General features: G+C 68.4%; 12 protein-coding genes. 10 read left to right on the top strand and 2 right to left on the bottom strand.

The features are described 5' to 3' along the window. Nucleotides 1–76: 76 nt before the first annotated feature. Entirely contained in the window at nucleotides 77–3,757 is a 3,681-nt protein-coding gene (locus ACFV3E_RS42390) for a laminin G domain-containing protein (protein ID WP_500541290.1), read from the bottom strand. 388 nt (nucleotides 3,758–4,145) lie between these two features. Here ACFV3E_RS42390 and ACFV3E_RS42395 point away from each other — a divergent pair, with 388 nt between their 5' ends. Genes ACFV3E_RS42395 through ACFV3E_RS42415 form a run of 5 tightly spaced genes read left to right on the top strand, consistent with a single transcriptional unit; the run spans nucleotide 4,146 to nucleotide 6,981 of the window. Next, nucleotides 4,146–4,514 carry a hypothetical protein gene (locus ACFV3E_RS42395; RefSeq protein WP_500541254.1) on the top strand — a complete coding sequence of 123 codons (369 nt, stop codon included), beginning with the start codon at nucleotides 4,146–4,148 and terminating at the stop codon, nucleotides 4,512–4,514. Next, nucleotides 4,475–5,536, top strand: a complete 1,062-nt coding sequence (locus tag ACFV3E_RS42400) for a type IV secretory system conjugative DNA transfer family protein (protein ID WP_500541256.1) — start codon at nucleotides 4,475–4,477, stop codon at nucleotides 5,534–5,536. The genes ACFV3E_RS42395 and ACFV3E_RS42400 overlap by 40 nt, the downstream gene beginning before the upstream one ends. 26 nt (nucleotides 5,537–5,562) lie before the next feature. Further along, the gene (locus ACFV3E_RS42405; RefSeq protein WP_500541258.1) at nucleotides 5,563–5,709 is read left to right on the top strand and encodes a hypothetical protein; all 147 of its coding nucleotides are present in this window, start codon (nucleotides 5,563–5,565) and stop codon (nucleotides 5,707–5,709) included. Nucleotides 5,710–5,724: 15 nt separating this feature from the next. Further along, nucleotides 5,725–6,477: a replication-relaxation family protein gene (locus ACFV3E_RS42410; RefSeq protein WP_500541292.1), complete on the top strand. Its 753-nt coding sequence runs from the start codon at nucleotides 5,725–5,727 to the stop codon at nucleotides 6,475–6,477. Nucleotides 6,478–6,483: 6 nt separating this feature from the next. Further along, a complete protein-coding gene (locus ACFV3E_RS42415) occupies nucleotides 6,484–6,981 on the top strand; it encodes a hypothetical protein (RefSeq protein WP_500541260.1) in 498 nt (165 codons plus the stop codon). A 1,093-nt stretch (nucleotides 6,982–8,074) separates the two neighbouring features. On the opposite strand, the gene ACFV3E_RS42420 is transcribed toward ACFV3E_RS42415, so the two are convergent. After that, nucleotides 8,075–14,407, bottom strand: coding sequence for a DNRLRE domain-containing protein (locus tag ACFV3E_RS42420; RefSeq protein WP_500541262.1), 6,333 nt, complete (start codon nucleotides 14,405–14,407; stop codon nucleotides 8,075–8,077). A gap of 992 nt (nucleotides 14,408–15,399) precedes the next feature. Here ACFV3E_RS42420 and ACFV3E_RS42425 point away from each other — a divergent pair. The 5 genes from ACFV3E_RS42425 to ACFV3E_RS42445 all read left to right on the top strand — a co-directional run bounded on the left by ACFV3E_RS42425 (nucleotide 15,400) and on the right by ACFV3E_RS42445 (nucleotide 19,912). Further along, complete coding sequence (locus ACFV3E_RS42425) at nucleotides 15,400–15,819, top strand: hypothetical protein (protein WP_500541264.1); 420 nt, start codon at nucleotides 15,400–15,402, stop codon at nucleotides 15,817–15,819. Then, on the top strand, nucleotides 15,816–16,007 hold the full coding sequence (locus ACFV3E_RS42430; RefSeq protein WP_500541266.1) for a hypothetical protein: 192 nt from the start codon (nucleotides 15,816–15,818) through the stop codon (nucleotides 16,005–16,007). Before ACFV3E_RS42425 ends, ACFV3E_RS42430 begins: the two co-directional genes overlap by 4 nt. Then, nucleotides 16,001–16,897, top strand: coding sequence for an ATP/GTP-binding protein (locus tag ACFV3E_RS42435; RefSeq protein ID WP_500541268.1), 897 nt, complete (start codon nucleotides 16,001–16,003; stop codon nucleotides 16,895–16,897). The genes ACFV3E_RS42430 and ACFV3E_RS42435 overlap by 7 nt, the downstream gene beginning before the upstream one ends. A 124-nt stretch (nucleotides 16,898–17,021) precedes the next feature. Next, complete coding sequence (locus tag ACFV3E_RS42440; protein WP_500541294.1) at nucleotides 17,022–17,849, top strand: SAF domain-containing protein; 828 nt, start codon at nucleotides 17,022–17,024, stop codon at nucleotides 17,847–17,849. Continuing rightward, on the top strand, nucleotides 17,828–19,912 hold the full coding sequence (locus ACFV3E_RS42445) for an AfsR/SARP family transcriptional regulator (RefSeq protein WP_500541270.1): 2,085 nt from the start codon (nucleotides 17,828–17,830) through the stop codon (nucleotides 19,910–19,912). Before ACFV3E_RS42440 ends, ACFV3E_RS42445 begins: the two co-directional genes overlap by 22 nt. Nucleotides 19,913–19,970 lie beyond the last annotated feature (58 nt).

Consider the following 19,970-nt stretch of genomic DNA (forward strand, 5'->3'; position numbering starts at 1 on the left):
CTGGGCCCCAAAGTTCTGACGAACGTGCTGAAGATGGGGGCGCCCACACCCGGTGGGCGCCCCCGGAAAAATCGCGCTATACGGTGGGCTGCGGGTGCAGGATCACATCGTTGACCTGGTTCGCCGTCATCGCACCGACCCACACCCGGACCTCGGCCAAACCGCCGGCCAGATAGTCCGTCACACCGGCCTTGATACCGCGCCCCGCAGCGAGCTCACCGGTGCCCTGGGCGGCCTGCGGGAAGTCTGGCTGGCCCGTTCTGGGCTCTTCCAGAGGACCCTTCACATACAGGTGTAGGCTGCCGTGGCCGACCCCGTCCGCGGTCTGCTCCTGCGCGTCGAACACGCCGGTAATCTGCTCCATCTGATCGAGGGCTGCGGGCTCCAGCGAAGTCACGGCAGCTGTGGACGTGGCGGCCCCTGAGGCATTGACCGCGGTGCGCCCGAACCTCCACAGGAACGTTCCGTTACTGCCCTTCTCTGCCCACAACGACCATGAGGCTTCCTTGCCACCGATCTGCTGGCTCACCACATAAGCCCGGTATCCAGCGGGCTTGCCCGCCAAGGCGTTGCTGTCCAGCATCGCCTTCGCCGTCACGGTGAACGAGCCGGTCTCATCCACTACCGGACCGGTGGTTGAGGCGTATGCCGTCGTGCCGTTCAGCGACAGGTAGTTGTCCTCGGAGAGCGTCGCTCCCGATGCCAGGCTCAGCGCCCCTACCGGGTACTGACTCAGTTCGTGGACGGCGGTACCTGTGGCTGTGGTGGCGTCCCAGTCAGCGACCATCTCGGTCGAGGGCACGCCCTCGTCCGTGAGGAGCTGGTCCTCCTGTCGGATCTCGTCCTCGCCCAAGGGCCGCTGCCACACCGCGGCCTCATCCACACGTCCCTTGAAGTAGTACGTGTACGGGCCTCCGCCGTAGAACCGCCCGAACTGCAGGCCACTGGTCGCAGCCCACGGGGTGTACCCCGGTGCGACGCTCTTCAGGACTACGGGCTGGCCCTGCGGGCGGCCGTTGACGAACAGCTGGATCGTGTCATTGGCGCTGTTCGTGTCGCCCTTGGTGTCGAACACCCCTGTCAGGTGGGTCCACACGCGCAGCGGCGGATTCGCCGCGTCCGACTGCGACACGATGTAGATCCTGTTGGTCACGTCCTGGTCTGAGCGGCTGAAGATCCACTTCTTCGCACCGGTCGAGTAGTACAGGGCGAATGCTATGCCGTTCGTCCCGTTTTCGGACATCACGGTCTGGTTCTTGCTGTCGTCGACCAGGTACGCCCACGCCGAGACGGTGAAGGAGTCCGCGGTGTTCACCGTCGTCGTCGATGTCGCCGCATACCCGGACTGCCTCGCGGGATCACCATCAGACGGGTCGTTCAGCCACAGCGAGTAGTCCGCATCGCCGCGCCGTCCGAGGCCGCCCCAGCCGGCACCCGTGGTGTAGAGGGTCGCGTTGCTCCGCGTGGTGCCCTCGGTGGCCGAGTCCTTGGCCACCGTCACGCGATCCTCCTCGAAATCACCGGGCAGGCCATCGTCGAAGTGCCAGCGGCCCACCGCGCCCGCGGCCGGAGCAATCTTGAACTTCACTTCCGTCGGCGGGCCTGGCCGGTTGCGCACATCGATCGCGGACACCGTAAGCACCTGAAGACCCGCGAACGGAGGCGTAATACACACCTTCAGCGCGACAGCCGGGTCCTGCGTCCCCACCGGCGGATTCACGCACGGAGTCGGCGTTGATCCGTCGACGTTCGTCGAAGCACCGCTCGACGTCAGCCGCCACTGGTACTTGATGATGTCACTGTCGCCCTCGCCCGGCTTGAAGGTGAACACCCCCACCTGACCCGGCCCACCCTTGGCCTCACAGGTGGCGGTGACATCGTCGCAGGCCACGTACGGCAAGCCGTCAGCAGTCACGTCCGGCGGCTTCGGCGCGCTGGAGTCCAGCTTGAAGTAGCACCACGAGGAGAACGTCGAGTACAGGTCGCCGGAGTCACCCCCCGAAGACCAGTGCGACTGCGTTCGCGCCCGGTACCGATAGGACGCCCCGTCCACGAGCTTGGGGAGAGTCGTCTTTTCCAGTGTGCCGTCCGGGTGCCAGCCCGATGCCGGCTGCTGGCCGGTCCACACCTCGTCCCATCCGGTCCCCGCCGCGTTCAGGCGCGCCAGCCGGAACTCCGCCTTCAGGGAGCCCTTGTCCTCCCCGGAGGCAGGATTCACCTGCAGCTGAGCCCGTGCCTGCACGGTCGGGGCCTCCGCGGTCACCGTCAGCGGAGACTTGGAATCGGTGTTGCAGTACTGCGTATTGCCGGTACCAGGAATGACGCCCGCCAGGTCGGGAACACCCGGCTTGGGCACATAGGTGACCTGGAGGGCTGCATTGTCATCGAACCGCTTCCAGGCATCCGGGTCGCCCTCGTCATCGGCCTGCAGCATCAGCGTTAGCCGGGACATCGAGCCATCGGCGAGCTTGCGGACCATCGACGTCAAAGAACTGTTCGCGAACTCCACCCATGTGGCCGGCTGCGCCGGGCTGCACCGGTCACCTCGGCCGGCGGCAACGTTCACGCCACCGATGTGTTCCAGCTTGGACGGGCCGGGCCACTTGGTGCCCTCGGAGATATTGTTGGTGCGCTCCAGGTTGATCACATGCTTGGTGCAGGAGAACGACCACGTCTCGTAGGCACGGAACGTGGCGCCCAGAACTTCCTTACCGTTCAAACCACCTGCGCCGTACTCGAAGTACATGCGGTTGGTGTAGTTGGTGCCGCAGTAGTAGGGGCCCTCCACGCTGCAGCGTCCGACGCCCAGGTCGTCCTTGAACTGCCAGAAGCTGTCCCCATCAGACGACAGCACCGTGCGCTCGGTGTTGACGCTCAAGTCGATCGGCGGGTCGATGTAGACCGGGTAGACCGTGTCCTCACCGCGGAGCACGTCCAGATCCGGCTTGACGCTGACCGTGCCGTTCTCCACCGCGACCGGCAGAACGGTGCTGGCATCGCCGTCCCCCGGCTCGGTCACCGGGTCGCCGACCGCCCCCGCCGCCGCCCGGGCCGCGGGCCGTGCCTGGGCCGCGTCGCCAGCGGAGTCCCACATCTGCCCGGCCGGGCCACGCAGGACCGCGTTGCCGTTGTCGTCGATCGCCCGCAGACCTCCACCGACGCCCGGAACCACGTCCAGCCGCGTACCTGTGACGGTCAGCGCGATGTGCTCGAGCTCGGGGTTGGCGGCCGCCTGCGCGGTCTTCACCACAAACACCTGCCGATAACCCTCAGCTGTCGCTGTCAGCTGAAGATCGACCCCGGGATACACCTCGCCATAGGTCGCCGCGGCCCCGTCCAGCACCGGCGAGGACAACGTTGTCGCCAACCCCAGTGTCACCGAGCGGCCATCCTTGCCGACCCGGATCAGGTCACGACCGTCGCCGCCACCAGAGAAGGACAGGTCCACCACCGCACTCTTCGGACCAACGCTGCCGTCGGACCGGCGCTCCAACGTCGGATCAAGATCGCGCCACGACCCATCCGGGGCCTTCGCGCGCAACGGTGACGCCGACTGCTCAAGCGTGAAGGTGCCATCGGGATTTGCCGTCGTCGTCGAGTACTCCGTACGCAACGCCGTAGCCTCCACCGGCTCACCGGTGGCCGCAGCTTCCTCCGAGGGCGTCTTCGCGACTGTCGCGGCAGGAGCCGCATGCGCCATCGCGGTGCCGACGCCGACGACCGGCAGTACAGCGCTCAATGCCGTCGCGGCAGTCATGGCTGCCACCAGACGTCTCCCCCGCGACCAACGCGCGCCAGCACCGCGACGCGACATACCCCACCCCATAGCCCCACCCCGAACTCACAAAACCTTTACAGAGCTCGGATCCTGCTCTTGGCATATACAGCTGGTCAACCGTCAGATTGACCTGCACAGAGGCCAGTCGGAGAGCAAGTCCGATTAGGGAAAAGTGGCAGGAAATGGACAGCGCATACAAGCTGAATTACAGGTAAATCAAAGAAGAAGATCATGTACCTCGACCCTACGGGCTTCACTCACCGGTCCGACGCAAGAGTCCGCCCAATCCGGAGAGGTCGTCGCCCACCGCCCCCCATGCGATGGCACGCAGTGGTCAACTTGCCACCTTCGCAGCACAGAATGGCACTTGAGCACCGATCACCACCCACGGCTCCAGACCGCGCGCCATCCGGTGCAGTGTGGACTTTCGGTGAACCCGCACAGCGCCGCGCTGACGGCGTACTGGGACGACACTGACTGGACTCCAGTGAGGAAGACCATCGGCAAAGCCGTCGCCGCGCCGAACCAGGCCCAAACGCTCCACAAGGGCATCATGAACCGGGCGTGGCTGTTCGAGCTGACCGTCCGCAAGCCCACCGACCGCCTCGCGTGCTGGAACCCGCTCAGCATGACCTCGGGTGCAGCGCCGCACGAGGTGACGGCCGCGGTCGTCGACGCGTTCGCGACCTCGCTCGGGTGGGGGACGCCAACGCGCCCCGCGCTATCACGATCCTGACCAAGGCCGTGGAGGCGCTGGTCGCTGTCAACGTGCAGGCGGTGGCGGCCGGGAAGGCGGACTGCCAGGCCACGGTCTTCCAGCTCCGTGCCCTGCTCACGGGCAAGATGTTCCGAACCTTTGTCGTCAACCGGCTCGACAAGGAGGCGCAGCGGTGGTGGGCCACCTCGTTCCCGGCGATCCCCGTCGATGCCCTGCCGACCGTCCTCAACCCGATCGACCGTCTCGCCGCGTCCCCGGTCATCAAGGCTTTCCTCGGTTCCCCGGTCGGTAGCTACGACATGCGGCACGCCATGGACCGCTCGAAGGTCGTGTGGATCTGCCCGGCCGGCACCGGCCCCACCGACCGCTTGCTGACCTCCATGATCGTCCGCGACATGCTCCGTGCTGGGTTGTCCCGCCGCGATGTCCCGGAGCGGGACCGCAAGGCGTTCCGGCTGTATCTGGACGAGCTGATCTCCCTTGACGGGGCCGCCTCGAGTTCGCTGGCTGAGATCACCGAGCAGCTCCGCAAGTTCGGTGTGCGGATGCACGGCATGACGCAGCTGCTGCACCGCATCAGCCCGGACGTGCGGACCGCGCTGCTGCAGAACGCGTCGTCGCTGTCGACCACCGCCGGATCGGTCGAGGCCGTCCGGTACATCACCGATGAGTGGGGTGAGCAGGTCAGTCCCGGTGATGCCGCCGAGCTCGGCCGCTACCAGCACTTCGCGTCCTTCACCGTCGGCGGCAAGCGCGTCGGGCCGCTGTGGATCCGGGGCCCGGAGCTCAACGACGTGTTCCGGGACATGTACCGGCCCGGCAAGCGCGGCTCACTGCTCCGTGCCGCCCACGACAACACCGACGCCAAGCCGTTGTCGGAACTCACCGCCGTGGCCTCCACCCACGAGATCGACGTCCTGGCCTTCCTCACCGGCCAGCCGACCGGCAAGAGCGCCGGCCAGCCGTCGGCCACAGCCAAGCCCCAGCAGTCCTCACAGTCCGCTGCTGATGTCACCGATGAGGAGAAGCAGTACCAATAAACATCACCGACGCCACCGCCCAGGACATGCTCACCGACTCAGACGGTGAGAGGGGTTCGCAGCCCGCCACCGACGACTCGGCGGCACATCGTGCCCTGGCCCTTCTCGCTCAGCACCGGCTGGCCACCACCCCCCACCTGCAGCAACTGGTCGCCCCCAACGCCACCCGGTAGTTCACCAGCCGCGCCCTGAACATGCTCCGCGAGGCCGAACTGGTCTCCTACGCGATGGTCGGCAGCCGGATGCGGGTCTGGTTCCTGACCGCTCAAGGCGCCCGGGCCGTCGCCGGGTGGGCCGAGCTGCGCGGGCAGCCCGCCTTCGCCCCGGGCAGCTCAGTGGAAGCCTCGCTGCGGGCTTCGCACACCCTCACGGTGCTGCGCACGCACTTGGCGTTCCTCACCGATGCCCGGACCCGCGGGGATGAGTACGGGCCGCTGGACTGGGTGCCAGAGGTCGCTCACCGGCTGCCGGACACCGGTGGTGAGGATCGCCTGATCGCTGACGCGGTCCTGCACTACGCGGCGACGAGGCCGCAGCGCCTGCAGTACCGGGCGTTCGTCGAGGTCGACCGCGCCACCATGAGCAGCGAGCGCCTCGCGAGGAAGCTGATCTCGTACGCGCGGTTCCACGAGTACGTGCCGCAGCCTCCCGGGCGGCGGGGCACCGTCGCCGACCAGGACGCGATGCTGGCCTGGCAGCGGTTCTACCCGCGCTTCCCCCGGGTGCTGTTCGTCCTCACCGGCGCCGGGCCGGATGCGTTGCAGCGGCGGATCGGTGACCTGCGGGCAATGGTCGCGGGGCACCCGCTGGTGACCCAGCTCGCTGGGCATGTGCAGCTGGGTGCGGCGGTTCTGGAGGACCTCGAACAGTTCGGGGCGTCCGGCCCGGTCTGGACGCCGCTCGCGGGCGACCGTGAGCGGCGTTCCTGGATGGATTTGTAGGCGCCGATGAGGAAGCTGCGTAGCCGGCCGCCGCGGTTCGTGGCGCTGGACAACAGGGCCGTCGACGATATGCGGTTGAGCGTCTTGGACGTCGGGCTGCCTGCGGTGGCACTGCGCTGCCCGGACGGTGCGGACTTCACTGTCGCTTCGCTGGCGGGTAAGCGCAGGCCTGGACGTGAGGCGTTGACCAAGGCGATGCGGAACCTGGTGGCCTGCGGCTACATCGTCAAGCTGAAGATCCAGGCGGCCAGTGGAACGTGGCGCACCGAGTTCTCCGTGGCTGATCTGCCCTTCACCCGCGATGACGTCGATGGGCTGCTCGCCGAAGTGCCGGATGCGCGGGCGGTGCGGGTGGAGCCAGTGTGGCTCGACCCTCGCAGCGCCACGGCGCAGTCGCCGGGAGGTCATGGAGGGGACGGGTCAGCCGTTGGAAGGGAGAACCGAGTGACGGGTTTCCGACGGTCGGTGAGCCGACGGTCGGCGGCCCGTCGATTAAAGAACTAAGACTTCATGTACAAGACGGGAGGGACTTCTCTCTCTCATCGGATGGCACCGCAGCGGCGGTGCCCGAGAGAGACCGCGAGCCTGCCAGGAAGGCGTGAACTCTCGGCGGTAGCCATGCCGACCTCACCGGCCCGCTAAGTGGAGGGCACAAGCCAGCGGGCCGGTAGGCCGGCAGCAGGTCCCGTTCTGGTGAACCCCCGGGCAGCTGGGTATCGCGTGGCCGAGGCGTGGGCGGAGGCCCGGCGCCGCAGGGGGCATCCGGTTCCGGTGCTGGGGCACAAGCGGGTGGCCAGGGCAGCCGCGGCGCTGGCGGCCGCCGGAACGGCAGAGGAGCTCCTGGCGCAGGCGGCCGTCGACATGGCCCGGGAACCGGCGTGGCTGGACCTGGAACGGCACTTGGAACACTGGTCACCACCCGCGGCCCCTGCAGCGCCTGCCGGACCGGTGACGTACTGCGGGAGCTGTGACTACGGCTGGGTCACTGGAGAGGACGGCCGGGCCAGCAAGTGCCCCTGCCGGACCGGCGGGACACCATGACCGGGCCCGCGAATTCACTCACTTCGCCGCCGCCGCGGGCTTCGCCGCCGAGTACCCAAAACGGCGCCAACTCCAGCTTCGCCTACCAGCGTGCATTGCTGAGTAGGCGGCGGCCCCTGCCGCAGCCCCAACAGCCACTCCACACACAATCGAAGCCCCACAGGCGTACCTCCGACGAAGACCGTCTTCCTGGGCTGGACCGCGCCTCCGATCCAGGGTCTCCTCGAACTCGCCTGCAGCATCACCTGCCTCCGGCGACTCCAGGCGGCATTCTTAAACGATCAGTAAGACTATGTTTGACCTTGAGATCGCTTTGTTTTGCGACGTTCCACGTACCGCCTAAGGGACTCCTCTATGATTGTAAGTCCAACCACTACCAGTAGCCCCCGCCATCCGAACGCCATCACGGCACAGAAGGCGAGAACCGCTCCAGCGATCTGAATTTTTGCAGACATACATTACCGTTTCTTGGAGGGGGGTGGGCGGAGGAAGCACTTAACCGCCCACCCCCTAAGGATACCTAGCCAGCTAGTCGGCTATTTTACCGCTTGGCTGATCAGCCCCAACGTGTACCGAATCCCCAGTGTCCCCAGACCTTCCTGCGATGCTTCCCAAAGTTCTTTTCCCTCCTGAAGCCATCGATCCAGCGCTTCGCTGTCCCCTTCGCACCGGCTCCGCGCCACCTGCCGTATGCGCCGCGCGAAAAGACGCCAGCGACTCCGTAAGCCATCTTGGTCGCGTATCCGCGCCTGGTTCGGTGCGTGCTGCCTATCCGGTACTGCGCCGCTCCTCCTGCAGCACCGAATGCGCTGCCGATGAGAAGCCCTCCTGCACCGGCACAGATCCCCGCAGTGGCGGCGACACACGCGCCACCAATTACACCAAGAGCAATTCCGGCGCCCCAGGCAAAAGCCTTCCTGTGCTTCTTGACGAATCTTCCGTACCGGGACCTTTTGAACTTACCCCACCAACTATTGCCGTCGAGGTCGTAGTGGTTTATGGGGTCGCCGCTGCAGTATTCGTAGGCGTTGGCGCTGCCGCCGGGGACAGGGTCCACGGACAGGAAGCGTCCGGTGGTCGAGTCGTAGAGCCTGGCGCCCATGAGGGTCGCGCCGGTGACGGTTTCGCTGGAGCGCTGCTTGCTACCGAGCCAGCCGTATCGAGTGGCGCTTGTGCCCTCTTCGGGGTTGCCGTATTCGTCGTAGGCGAGGGCAACCGGCGGCTGTGCGGTATCCAGGGGGAGCTGGACGGTGGTGTCGCCGTGGATGTCGGTCAGCTGGAGGACGACGTTGCCGGTTGCGCTAGTGGTGGCGTCGAGGTCTCCGCTGATGCCCTGGACGTTGCGGCTCAGGCTGCTGGCGCTCTCCTGGGTCCAGTCGGGGCTGTCGCCGTCGCCGCCGTAGTGGTTGGTCTTGGATGCGGTCTGGGTCCAGGGGCCGCTGGTGTTGGTTTCGGTGGTCCAGGCAGCAAGGCGGCCTGCCGCATCGAGCGTCCAGGTCTGCCGGCTGGTGCCGGAGGTCTGGTTTCGGACCAGGTCATTGGCGTAGTAGCCGATGGTGGCGCCGCCGGCCTGGGTGGTGGTGCGGCCGAATGCGTCGTAGATGGTGCCAGCCGTGGTTAGCCGGTCGGCGCTGTCGTAGGTGTAGGACGTGGTCGTCGCGCCGGTGGAGGTGCAGGCCGTGTCGACGTCGCTGGTGACGACGGCCAGGGCGGTGCGGTTGGTGTTGTTGTCGAAGGTGTAGTCCCGTCGGGTGCAGGACCCGTCCGGGGCGGTGTCGTCGGCGCGGGTCAGGCGGCCCGCAGCGTCGTAGGTGTAGGCGCGGTCGCGGGTCTGGCCGTTGGATCCGGTCGCGGCGACGACCTGGCCTTGGACGGAGTGGTCGGCGGTGTCGGAGGCAACGAGGAGGTTGCCGCTGTCGCGGGTGTAGACCCGGGAGGTCTCCTGGCCGCTCTCGTCCTGGCCGAAGGTGAGGGTGTAGCCGCCGGGCAGGGCCTGGGTGGCAAGGTCACCGTCCGCGTCGTAGGTCGCCGAGAAGGTTCCGGCGACGGAGTCGGTGCGGGAGGTTTCCAGGCCACGGGGGTCTTTGGCTGTGTCGTAGGTGTAGGTGGTGGTCGACGGGGCGGAGTCGGTTGTCTTCACCGGCCGGCCCAGCGCGTCATACGCGGTGGTCGTGGTGTTGCCGGCGCCGTCGCTGTAGGAGATCTCCCGTCCCAGTTGGTCGTAGCTGTGGCCGATGGTCTGGCCGCCCGCGGTCACGGTCGCCACGTCGCCGCTGTCGGGGTCGTACGTGGTGGTGGTGTCCGGAACTGCGGTGCCTGCGCCACCGGTGATGCTGACGGTCTTGACGCGGCCGTCCGTGTAGTAGGTCGAGGTCGTGGTGCGGGTCGAGCCGTTGGCGGTCTCGGTGATCTTGGCGATGTTGCCCCACCGGTCGTACTCGATGGTCGTGGTGGGCAGCTGGCTGGGGTTGGAGCCGCCGCCGGTGATCGCACCGGCAGGTCCGGTGGAGCAGACCTGGTCGGCCCATTCGGGGCGTCCGTTGCAGGCGCCCGTGCCGGTGGCCGACCAGTAGGTGGTCACGGTGGCGCCGGCGTCGGTCCCGGTGGACTTGGGCAGGCTGGTCTTGAACACCCGGCCCTGCGCGTCGTACGACGTGGCTGTGGTGAGCGCCAGCCCTGCCGGGTCGGTGATCTGCTTGGTGGGCAGGCCCTTCACCCAGTCGTACTCCGTCTTGGTCGTGCGCACGTCCCCGTCAGAGGGGTAGCCCTCCACGAACGCTCCGGACTTCACGGTGGTGACTTGGTTTTCGACGGTCGCGGTGCCGTCGGTGGGGCGGCCCTCGTCGTAGGTGTTCACCGTGTGCGAGCGAGCGGGCCCGCCGGTGCCGGCGGGCAGGTCGGTGCCGCCGCTGCCGGCCTTCAGCGCCGTGGTCAGGGTGACCTGGTGCAGCGGGCCCGTCTCCTCGAGCTGCCGAAGCCCGTCGGCGGAGTACACCGAGCGTGTGGACAGCTGCTCGGCGCGCTCGGCCTGGCTCTGGCCGTCGATGCCCAGACTGTTCAGTTCGTCCAGAAGGGGGGCGCTGGTGGCCAGGGCCAGCTCACGGTTGCCCGCGGTCAGCTCGCGGACGGTGTTGCCGAACGAGTCGTACTCGGTGGCGGTGATGTGCCCACCGGGCGTGGCGGCATTGACTTCACGGCCGGAGGCATCGGTGTAGGTCACGGTCGCCCGTGTGTAGTCGCCTGCAGTCAGGTCCGAAGCAACGTTTGAGGCCGGGATGGAGTCGGCGGGGAAGACGGCCGTGGCGTCGGCCGGTACATCCGTCTGGCCCCAGGCGGCCACGTCGGAGGTGCCCATCTGGTTGGGGGCCTTGGACCCGGTCAGCGGCACGTCGTAGACGACGCTGGTGGTCGCGGTGGTGCCGTCGGCCTCTGACTTGCTGCCCGCCTTCAGGTTCGGCCGGGACGCGGACCACAGCTTGCCGCTGTCCTCGCCGGTGCCGCCCTTGTAGGCCAGTGTCCAGGGGAGTTCGCCGGGCGGGGTGAGCGTGGTGACGCGGTCAGCGCTGTCGTAGGTGTAGGCGGTCTTCAGCGCAGGTGTGATCCGAGGGTCCCACTCCTCGCGCAGCCGGCCGGAGTCGTCGAAGGCGTAGTTTGCGACCACGGTGGCCGTCGCGGCGGCCGCGCCGGGGTCAGTGGCCCACTGCTTGATCTGCTTGACGCGGCCGGTGTAGTCGCCCAGCGCCGAGGCGGTGGCGGTGGTGGAGGTCGCGTAGACGAATTCCAGCATCCGGCAGCCCTTGGTTGAGGGCGTGGTCTCGCATGTGGCGGCGGAGACGGCCGTGGTCGGGGCGATCAGGTATTTCGGGCGGGCGAGGGTGACGCTGCCGGAGACGACCTTCTCGGAGACCACCTTGGTGGTGGAGTTGTCGGTCGGCAGGTAGGTGCTGGAGACCACCCAGGTGGACGTCGAAGGGTCGACCCGTGTGAACGTGGTCGTGGTTCCCTCGGTGTCCTTCAGGGTGAAGTCCTGGGCCTTGGTCAGGTCGTTGGTGGCCTTGCCGGTGCTGTCCTTGCTGGTCAGCGTCAGGTCCTCGGAGCCCGGCTCAGGCTTCCAGCCACCGGAGGTGGTGGCGGTGAAGCCGGTGTCCAGGCTGTCGACGTCGGCGAGGGCCACCGAGGTGGTCGAGGTCTTGTGGACGTTGGTCCAGTCGGAATCGGTCAGCTCCGCGGTGGTACCGGAGGTCCACTGAGGGCCGTAAATCGCCACCTGGCCCTCGGTGCTGGCACCCGCTGTCGGGCGCCGCGAGGAGGCGGTACGCGAGGCGGACAGGCCGAAGCCGGAGGCGTCGCTGGCCGAGAGCGTGAAGTCACCGGTGAGGGTGTTCACCGAACCCGGGCCGATGTCCTCGCTCGGGGCGGTGCCTGCGTTGCGGTCTATCGTGACCGTGACGGACTGGCTGTAGCCGGTGGTGGTGCCATCGGTGAAAGCCGCGCGGATGTCGATCGGGCCGTCTTGCGTCAGGGACGAGGTCACATTCCAGGTCAGCCCTGCCGGGGCGCCACCTGTGACCTGCAGCGGCCAGGCATCGACAGAGCCGCCTGTGGTCTTGGTGACATCGCTGACGGGGACGGTGTGCCAGGTGTCGGTCTCACCGCGCCGGTACTGGTAGGTCACACCGGTGTAGCTGGTCTTGCCCTTGGATGTCAGGCTCAGCCTGCGGGCGCTGGTGTCGCCGTTACCCGGCGTGAGCAGGCCGGCGCCGTCGGAGCCGACGCCGAAGCTGTACTTGGTGACGGTGGTGGAGAGGTTGCCGCCGGAGTCGACGGCTTGGGCGTACAGGTCGTGCCAGCCGTCGGCGGGGCTGATGGACACGGTCAGCGGGTCGCCGCCGTAGCCGTCGGTGGTGTCGTCCACTCGCTTGGGCAGGGACGGGTCGTCCAGGCCCCACTTGAAGCCCATGCCGTCCGTGGCAGTGGTGTCCAGGGTGCAGGTCACCGGACCGGAAGCCTTGGGCGTCCAGGTGTCCTGCCCGTAGGTGTCGCACACGACGGTCGGTGCGGCGGGCATGCCGGTGTTCATGGAGAAGGGCGTGTAGCCGGACCAGGCGCCGTAGTCGGTGCCGTCGTACCCGCGCACCCTGAATTGCAGATGGGTGGTTGCCGGGAAGGCGTTGGCCGAAGGGATGGTGAGCTTGGCCGTGGAGCCGGAGGCCACCGAGGCGCTGGTGCCGGTGTAGGTGTAGGTGGTGTCTGCGTACGCCGGGTTCGGGGTGACTTCGAACTGGCCCTTGACGGTGGACCCGTCGGCGTCGGTGACCTTGGCCGACAGGGTCGGGGTCAGCGAGGTGACGTAGCGCTTGCCGTTGTAGGCGTTCAGCACGCTCGGCTGGATCGCCGTCGAGGCGGTGGTGGCGTAGGAGTTGTAGGTGACCGTCAGGTGCGGCTCGGTGGCTCCGTCGACGCCGGAGTTGTAGTTCGCCGAACGGAAACGGCGCCAGGTAAGCGTATCGGTCTCATCCGCGCTGCGGACCTGGAGGCCGTAGTTGGCCGAGCCGTCGGCCCAGGCCTGCACGATGGTGTCGATGTCGAAGTTCATCGTGCCGGCGGGGCAGGAGGAGTTCCAGCCCAGGGCTGCCTTGTTGGTCACCGCGCCCGTGGCCGTGGTCGACGGCTGGGTGTGCCAGGTCACGGTCGAGGATGACCAGCTGGTGGTGATCCGGCGGATCTGGGTTCCGGCTCCGGTGGTGGAGCAGGTTGAGGCGTAGTACGAGTACAGGGCAAGGTTGGTGTCGGTGATGTGTTTGCCCTTGAACTTCGCCACATCGAACATCAGGTACGAGCGGGCAATGTGGCCGCCGGCGTCGTAGGTGCCCGACTTCAGCTCCGTGGAGGAGACCTGGGAGTCTTCGTAGTCCGGGGTCTGGATCCAGGTGTCGGTGGTCTCGGCCAGCGTGGACGTGGGGTCGACCGTCACCGGGTACGTCGCGGTGGCCAGGAAGTCCGCCGCCGGGGTCAGCACCAGCGTCTGGCGGCCGTCGTCACCGGTTTCAATCTTCGTGGCGACGCGGGCCTGGTGCTCCGGCTCACCGGAGACCTCGTTCTTGGTGGAGTCCCACATCATCGGCGCCGGCGCCTCGGCCACCAGCTTCCCGTCGGAGTCCTTCAGCAGGAGGTGCCCCGAATCGGCTTGCGACAGCTTCAGCCCGTCCAGGTCCAGCGGGATCCGGTAGGACACCGGGCCGTCCGGCTGCTGATCCAGGACCACATTCTGCGAGAAGCCCTGCGGCAGCGCGGTCACCGTCAGCGTCTGACCTTCGCCCAGGTCGTAGGAGGCGGTGTCGTCCTTCACCTGCGGGGTGGGGAGCTCGTCCTGCCAGCCCAGGCCGAAGGACTTGTCGCCCTTGGCCACCGACGCCAGCGCCGTGTCACCGCCATCGGAGACCGCGATGTCCGCGGCCGCCGCCTGCGGGGTCAGCGACGTGCCGGTGTCGGACAGCGACGTGTCGATGTCCTGCCACGTACCGTCCTGCTTGACCCTAACCGGCCCGGCATAGGCCGCAGTCTGCAGCTCACCGCTCGGCAGAGCCCACGTCGTGGAATCCGACGTCCGCGCCGACAGCACCTCGATCTTCCGGTCCTGCAGTCGGGCCATCAGCACTGCTGACGCCTCATCCTGCGCCTGAGCCGGGCCCTCGGCCCTGGCCGTAGCGGTAGCCGTGGGCGCCTGCTGCTCCAGCGCCACCGCCTGCCCGGTGGACTCCACCACCAGGGCCGTCTCAACCGCCAGCACCAGGGACACAACCCCAGCTATGCGCCGCAGGCGTCTGCTCGCCCCAGGCGAGGCAGGGCTGAACGGGCCAGGCGGCCCATCCTTGAACCAGAAAACCATCACATCTCCTTCAAGAGATCCCCATGGGGATCAGGAAGGAAAGAACTATCTCGCCGCAGACACGGGGTTCCCACCGGGGCCCAGAAAACCTTCTTAAGCCCCTCCAACAGCGGTCTGACCAGCAGCGTTACGGCCAAGTTCCCAAGGAACTAGCGCCGCACACTTGACTCTCAAAGGTCAATAGATCGCAAAGTGCAGGACTGGTGCACTTTTTACCTTTGTAGCGCACGCGTCAAATAGAAAACTCAACAACGCATCACAAAAGGAGACTTACATCCAATCAAAAGGTAAAGCGAAGGGAAACCTGATATGGCCATTTTGCGTATGGTTTGAACCTGAAATCCGATCATTCGGAGCCCCAGGCAACCACCACCCACCGCAGTCGACAGGCCTTGCCCACAGCTGAACGAGAGACCCTCGCAGATGACCGCGCCAACCGGGCCCGTCGAACAGGCTGACGGCGGCCTCAGACTCCGGCGCCGCTGGCGGGCCAGTAGGCGGTTGCCGTGGTGCCGGCGTCGGTGCTGTTGGATTTGGCGGGCCGGTCATGGCCACTCGGGCCGCCGGGAATCACGCATACCAAGCGGGGGCGAGGGGTTCCGCCGCAGGTCGGGGCGCGCGCCGGGCCGGTGACGTACTACGCGAGCTGTGAGTACGGCTGGGTCACCGGTGAGGACGGCCGGGCCAGCAAGTGCCCCTGCCGGACCGGCGGGACGCCATGACGGGACTGCGATTTCACTCACTGAAATCAATGGTGACGTGCCGTGAAAATTCACCGCCCCGCATACGGGAGCAAAGGCGGATGAGATGGGTCAGCACGCTCATGATCCCTATTGGAGGCGGTGAGTTGGAGCCGTACGGTGCGTCGTATGTCGCACCGCGGCACCCGCCGCATGATGGGCTGCTGTCCCGGGAGGCACCGTCCCGGTGAGCGCGCGTCAGCGTCGGGCGTCGCCCAAGGTTACGCAGCCGATGCCAGGGGGAGGCCGTCCGTGCCGAGCACCACCGACCAGTGCCGCCGTCAGAACCGCCAGGCCCGTCAGGGAGCAGTAGTGGCGGCCGTCGTGTTCGCGGGGGTCGTCCTGGCCGCCTGCGGCGGTGGCAAGGACTCCGCCGAGCCGGCCGCAGCACCGAGTACCGCCAAGGCCGCGGCGTCGAAGGTTGCCGCCGTTTCGCCGGATCCGACCGCGGCCGCCAAGGACAAGGTTGCGGCTGCGTTCCAGGGGCTGGTCGATGCGGAGACCGCCGGGTTCGCGGAGGCCACGTTCGAGGGCACGGACATCGAGCACTACGCCTCGGGTCAGGTCCTCGCCGACGGCAAGAAGACGCTGCTGATCAATCGGCCAATGGCATCGTCACCAATGGCAAGCCCACCTTCAGCGTCACCAGGACCACAGTGGATCTGTCGGTGAGCCCGCATCGCGCGACGCTGGCGGTCTGCTGGGACGACACGAACTGGACGCCGGTGAAGAAGGCCACTGGCCGGAGCGTGGCGGCCCCGAACCAGGCCCAGCGGTATGTGGTGAACTCCAAGCTCCGCACGATCGGGACCCGGTGGGTGGTTACCGACAGCACCGCCGCGCGGGACCCGACGTGCTGAGGCGGATGCTGGCGGCCGCCGCCGCGGCGGGTGGTCTCGTACTTGGATCGGTCAGTCCGGCTGCCGCCGACAACGGGGTGGTCTGCCCCGCCATCGGCGACTGCTCGGTCGGGGTGACCGTGCCCGGCACGCCCGGCGGCCCGACGAACGGCGACAAGGGATCAGGGGGCAGCAACGGTTCCCGCAGGTGCGAGGACACCCTGCTCAACGTGGAGCTGCCCTGTTACCTCAAGGATCTGGGGTGGTGGAGCCCGAACTGCTACTTCAAGGTCATGGAGCCGCAGCCGCCGGCCGGGGACCCGGCCTGGCAGGGCCACAAGCCCGGTGACGGCGCCGTGTACGACGCGTACTGCCCCGATGAGGGGCCGCCGGTGCAGTGGCGGGCCGCGCCGCCGCCGGGCATGGGCGGCGGTGTTGACCCGGCTCAGCTCGCCGCCGAGGCCGTCAAGCGGCTGCCGATCGACGGCCCGGACATCGGGATCGTGCCCGAGCCCGGCAAGACGGGTGTAGTCGGGATGCCGGTGTGGCTGTGGAACCGCACCAGCCCCCGCACCTGGGGCCCGGCGGCGGAGTCGGTGACCGCAGGCGGAATCACGGTGACCGCGACGGCGCACGTGTGGAAGATCGTGTGGGACATGGGCGACGGCCACAGCGTCACCTGCGGGGCCGGCACCCCCTACACAGAGTCGGAAGGCGCGAAGGACTCACCCAGCTGCGGCTACCGCTACGCCACCACCTCCGACGTCGGTAAGGGCGACGTGTTCTGGGTGACCGCGACCGCCACGTGGGACGTGCACTGGGCCGGCGGCGGACAACGCGGCGACCTCACCACCACCCGCTCATCCCAGGTCCAGCTGCGCGTCGGCGAAGTCCAGGTCCTCGGCCAATGACCCGCTGACCTCCCAACAGCAGGAGGCACCCATCGTGAACCCCACCACCACACGATCCCCTTCCGGCGCGGCCGGCGCGACTCCCCCGGCATCGCCGCCGACCGGGCCGGTCGCCGCACCGCGGATGGTCCGGCAACGCCGGCGCCGCCCCGGCTTGATCGCCTTGTCGGTCGCGCTGATCGCCGCCGGGGGCCTGTCCGGGGCCGTCCTGTACTCCAGCTCTGGTCACCGCACCCCCGTGGTCGTCGTCGCCCGGGACGTACCGGTCGGCACCCGCATCACCGAAGCCGACCTCGCCACGGCGTCGATCGCTCTGGACCCTGCTGTGCGGTCCGTGAATGCCTCCCGAGCCGGCGGGCTGGTTGGGCAGCGCGCAGCGACCGACTTGAAGGCGGGATCGCTGCTCGCGCTGTCCCAGGTCACCGACCAGTCCCTGATCGGAGCCGGAGAGCAGCTGGTCGGCGTCAGCGTGAAGCCGTCCCAGCTTCCCGCGACGCCTCTGGTGCCCGGGGAGAGGGTGCTGATCGTGTCCACCCCCGACCCCAACGCCACACCAGGCCGAAACGCGACCAACAGCGACGGCCCCACGGCGATACGGCGAGTCCCTCCACGGCACCGCAAGCGGCACCCTCTACAGCGGCCGCAACACCGTCCGCGGTCGCACCGCCGAACGGGGAGACGTCGCTGCCGACGTCCACGCCCCCGGCGGCGGAGCCCTCGCGCCCGGCCGAGACCGCGGTACCGGACAGGACTGCTGGACACGCACGTCCGACACACGCCAGCGCAGACACCGAACCGACCGAGTCGCCACGGTCCGGGCCGCCCTCCGCGGCTGAGACATCTGCCGCCTCGCCGTCGGCCGCTCCCTCGCCGTCGCCCTCCGCAGCCTTCGCCCCGGCAGGGCGCGCTGACACCGCGACAGATTCCGGCATGGAGCGGCAGGTCGTGCTGATTGCCGGGATCGGTGCGTTGCTGGCCGCGTTGCTGACGGCGGCGCTGGGGGTGCGGCGGATTCTGCAGCAGCGCCACCGTCGGGCGGGCGAGACCATTGCGATCGACGACGACCCGACCCGGACCGAGCAGGTCCTGCAGGCCGCGGGTGAACCGGCCGACATCGCGCTGCTCGACATCGTGCTGCGCACGCTGGCCCACCGTGCGGCCGAGTCCGGAGACCGGGTGCCGGTGGTGGAGGGTGCCCGGGTCACCGCGTCCGGCGCGGTGCATTTGGTCGTCGACGATCCCGAGGCCCCGGTCCCGCCGTTCACCGCGAGTCAGTCGGCCGGGGTGTGGGTGCTGGACGGCGGTCTGCCGCTGCTGCCGGCGGAGCAGGCTCGGGAGGTTCCCGCACCGTATCCGGGGCTGGTCACGCTGGGCGCGGCCGAGTCCGGCGACCTGGTGCTGGTCAACCTCTTCCAGACCGGTGGTCTGCTGCTGGACGGTGCGCCGGAGGATGTTCTGGCCGTGGGCCGGGCGTTGGCGTTGGAGGCGGGCACCAGTGCGTGGAGCGACCACACCGAGGTCCTGACCGTGGGTCTGGGAAGCCGTCTGGCGGGGCTGTTGCCGAAGGGCCGGTTGCAGGCGATGCCGCATCTGTCATCGGTGGTCTCCGATCTCGGCGCGCTGCTGGTGGAGGTGTATCAGCACGGCGAGGACCAGGCGGTGGAGCCGCTGCCGTGGATCCTTATCTGTGCGGCCGATGTCGATCCCGAGCAGGTCTGGCAGCTCGCCGACGCGATCGCCGCCGCCCGGCACCTGCCGGTCACCGTGGTCCTGCCCGAGACCCCGGCGACACGGCAGGCCTTCCCCGACGCCAGCACCGTTCCCGTCGCCGGGACTACGACGGCAATCGTCCCTCAGTTGGCGTCTGGCCCGGTGGAGTTGCAGCGGCTGTCGGATGAGCAGTACCGGGAACTGGTCCACGCTCTCGACGTCGTGGATCAGCCCGCGGCACGTGCGAAGGGCGCTTGGCAGCTCGCCGAGGACCATGCTCACGCTGCCGCGACCGCGCGGCCTGCTCCGCATCCCATGTTGCTGCACCCGACCGCCGATGACGCCGGCGCGGCCGCCGAGGCGGACAGTCCGTTCCCGGCTCTGCTGGCGACCGCCGACCCGGGCCGGATCCACCTGGTTAAGGCGCCCTCACCGTCCGGCACGGACTCGGCTGCGGAGCCCGAGAACCAGGACGACGCCATCGCTGCGGACAGCGGGGAGGCCATCAGCGCTGCCGGTGAGGTGGCCTCGATGCCTGAGCCGTCCGGCCCGCAGGCTCCGCAGATCAATGTGCTCGGCTCTCTGCAGGTGTCCGGGATCACCGGCTCCGGGCATGGCCCGCGGTTGGAGACGCTCGCGGCGCTGATCTACCTCAAGCCCGGGAGGAACGCCGACGCGCTGTGCACGTTTATGGACCCGGCCTCGCCGTGGACGACTCGCACCCTGCAGTCGCGGCTGTCGGAGATCCGGGCCCGCCTCGGAGCCGCCCCGGACGACCAGCCGTACCTGCCCCGGCCCAGAGCAGGGTCGGGCTACGCGTTCGACGCGTCGGTCCGCTCGGACTGGGCGACCTTCCAGGACCTCGCGACCCGGGGCCTTGCCGCGGGCCCGGTGGCGGGCATGGCGGACCTGGAAGCCGCGCTCGCGCTGGTTCGCGGCCGGCCCTTCGACGGGCAGGAGTATCCGTGGGCGGTGTCAGTGCAGCAGGAGATGCTGTCTCGCATCGTCGACGTCGTGCACACGCTCGCTGCCTGGCACTGCGCAGGTGACGCGCCGGACTGGGACGCGGCCCGGGGCGCGGTGCTGCGGGGCTTGGACATCGATGAGACCGCCGAGGTCCTCTACCGCGACTGGATCGCGATCGAGCAAGCCGCCGGCAATCACTCGGGGGCCCGCAAAGCGGTGGCGCGGGTCACCGAGGTCACCCGGGCCTACGACATCTCCATGGACGCGCGCACCAAGCACGCCATCGCCGCAGTGCTGGAGGAATCCGGGGACCTGGCGGCCGCACCCGGCGGCGCCTGACACGACACGCGAAGCGGGTGCCGGCCGCGAGGGGGGGAACGCGGCCGACACCCACTGC

Origin of the sequence: Streptomyces sp. NPDC059718 (assembly GCF_042733315.1) — a bacterium.
GTDB lineage: Bacteria > Actinomycetota > Actinomycetes > Streptomycetales > Streptomycetaceae > Actinacidiphila.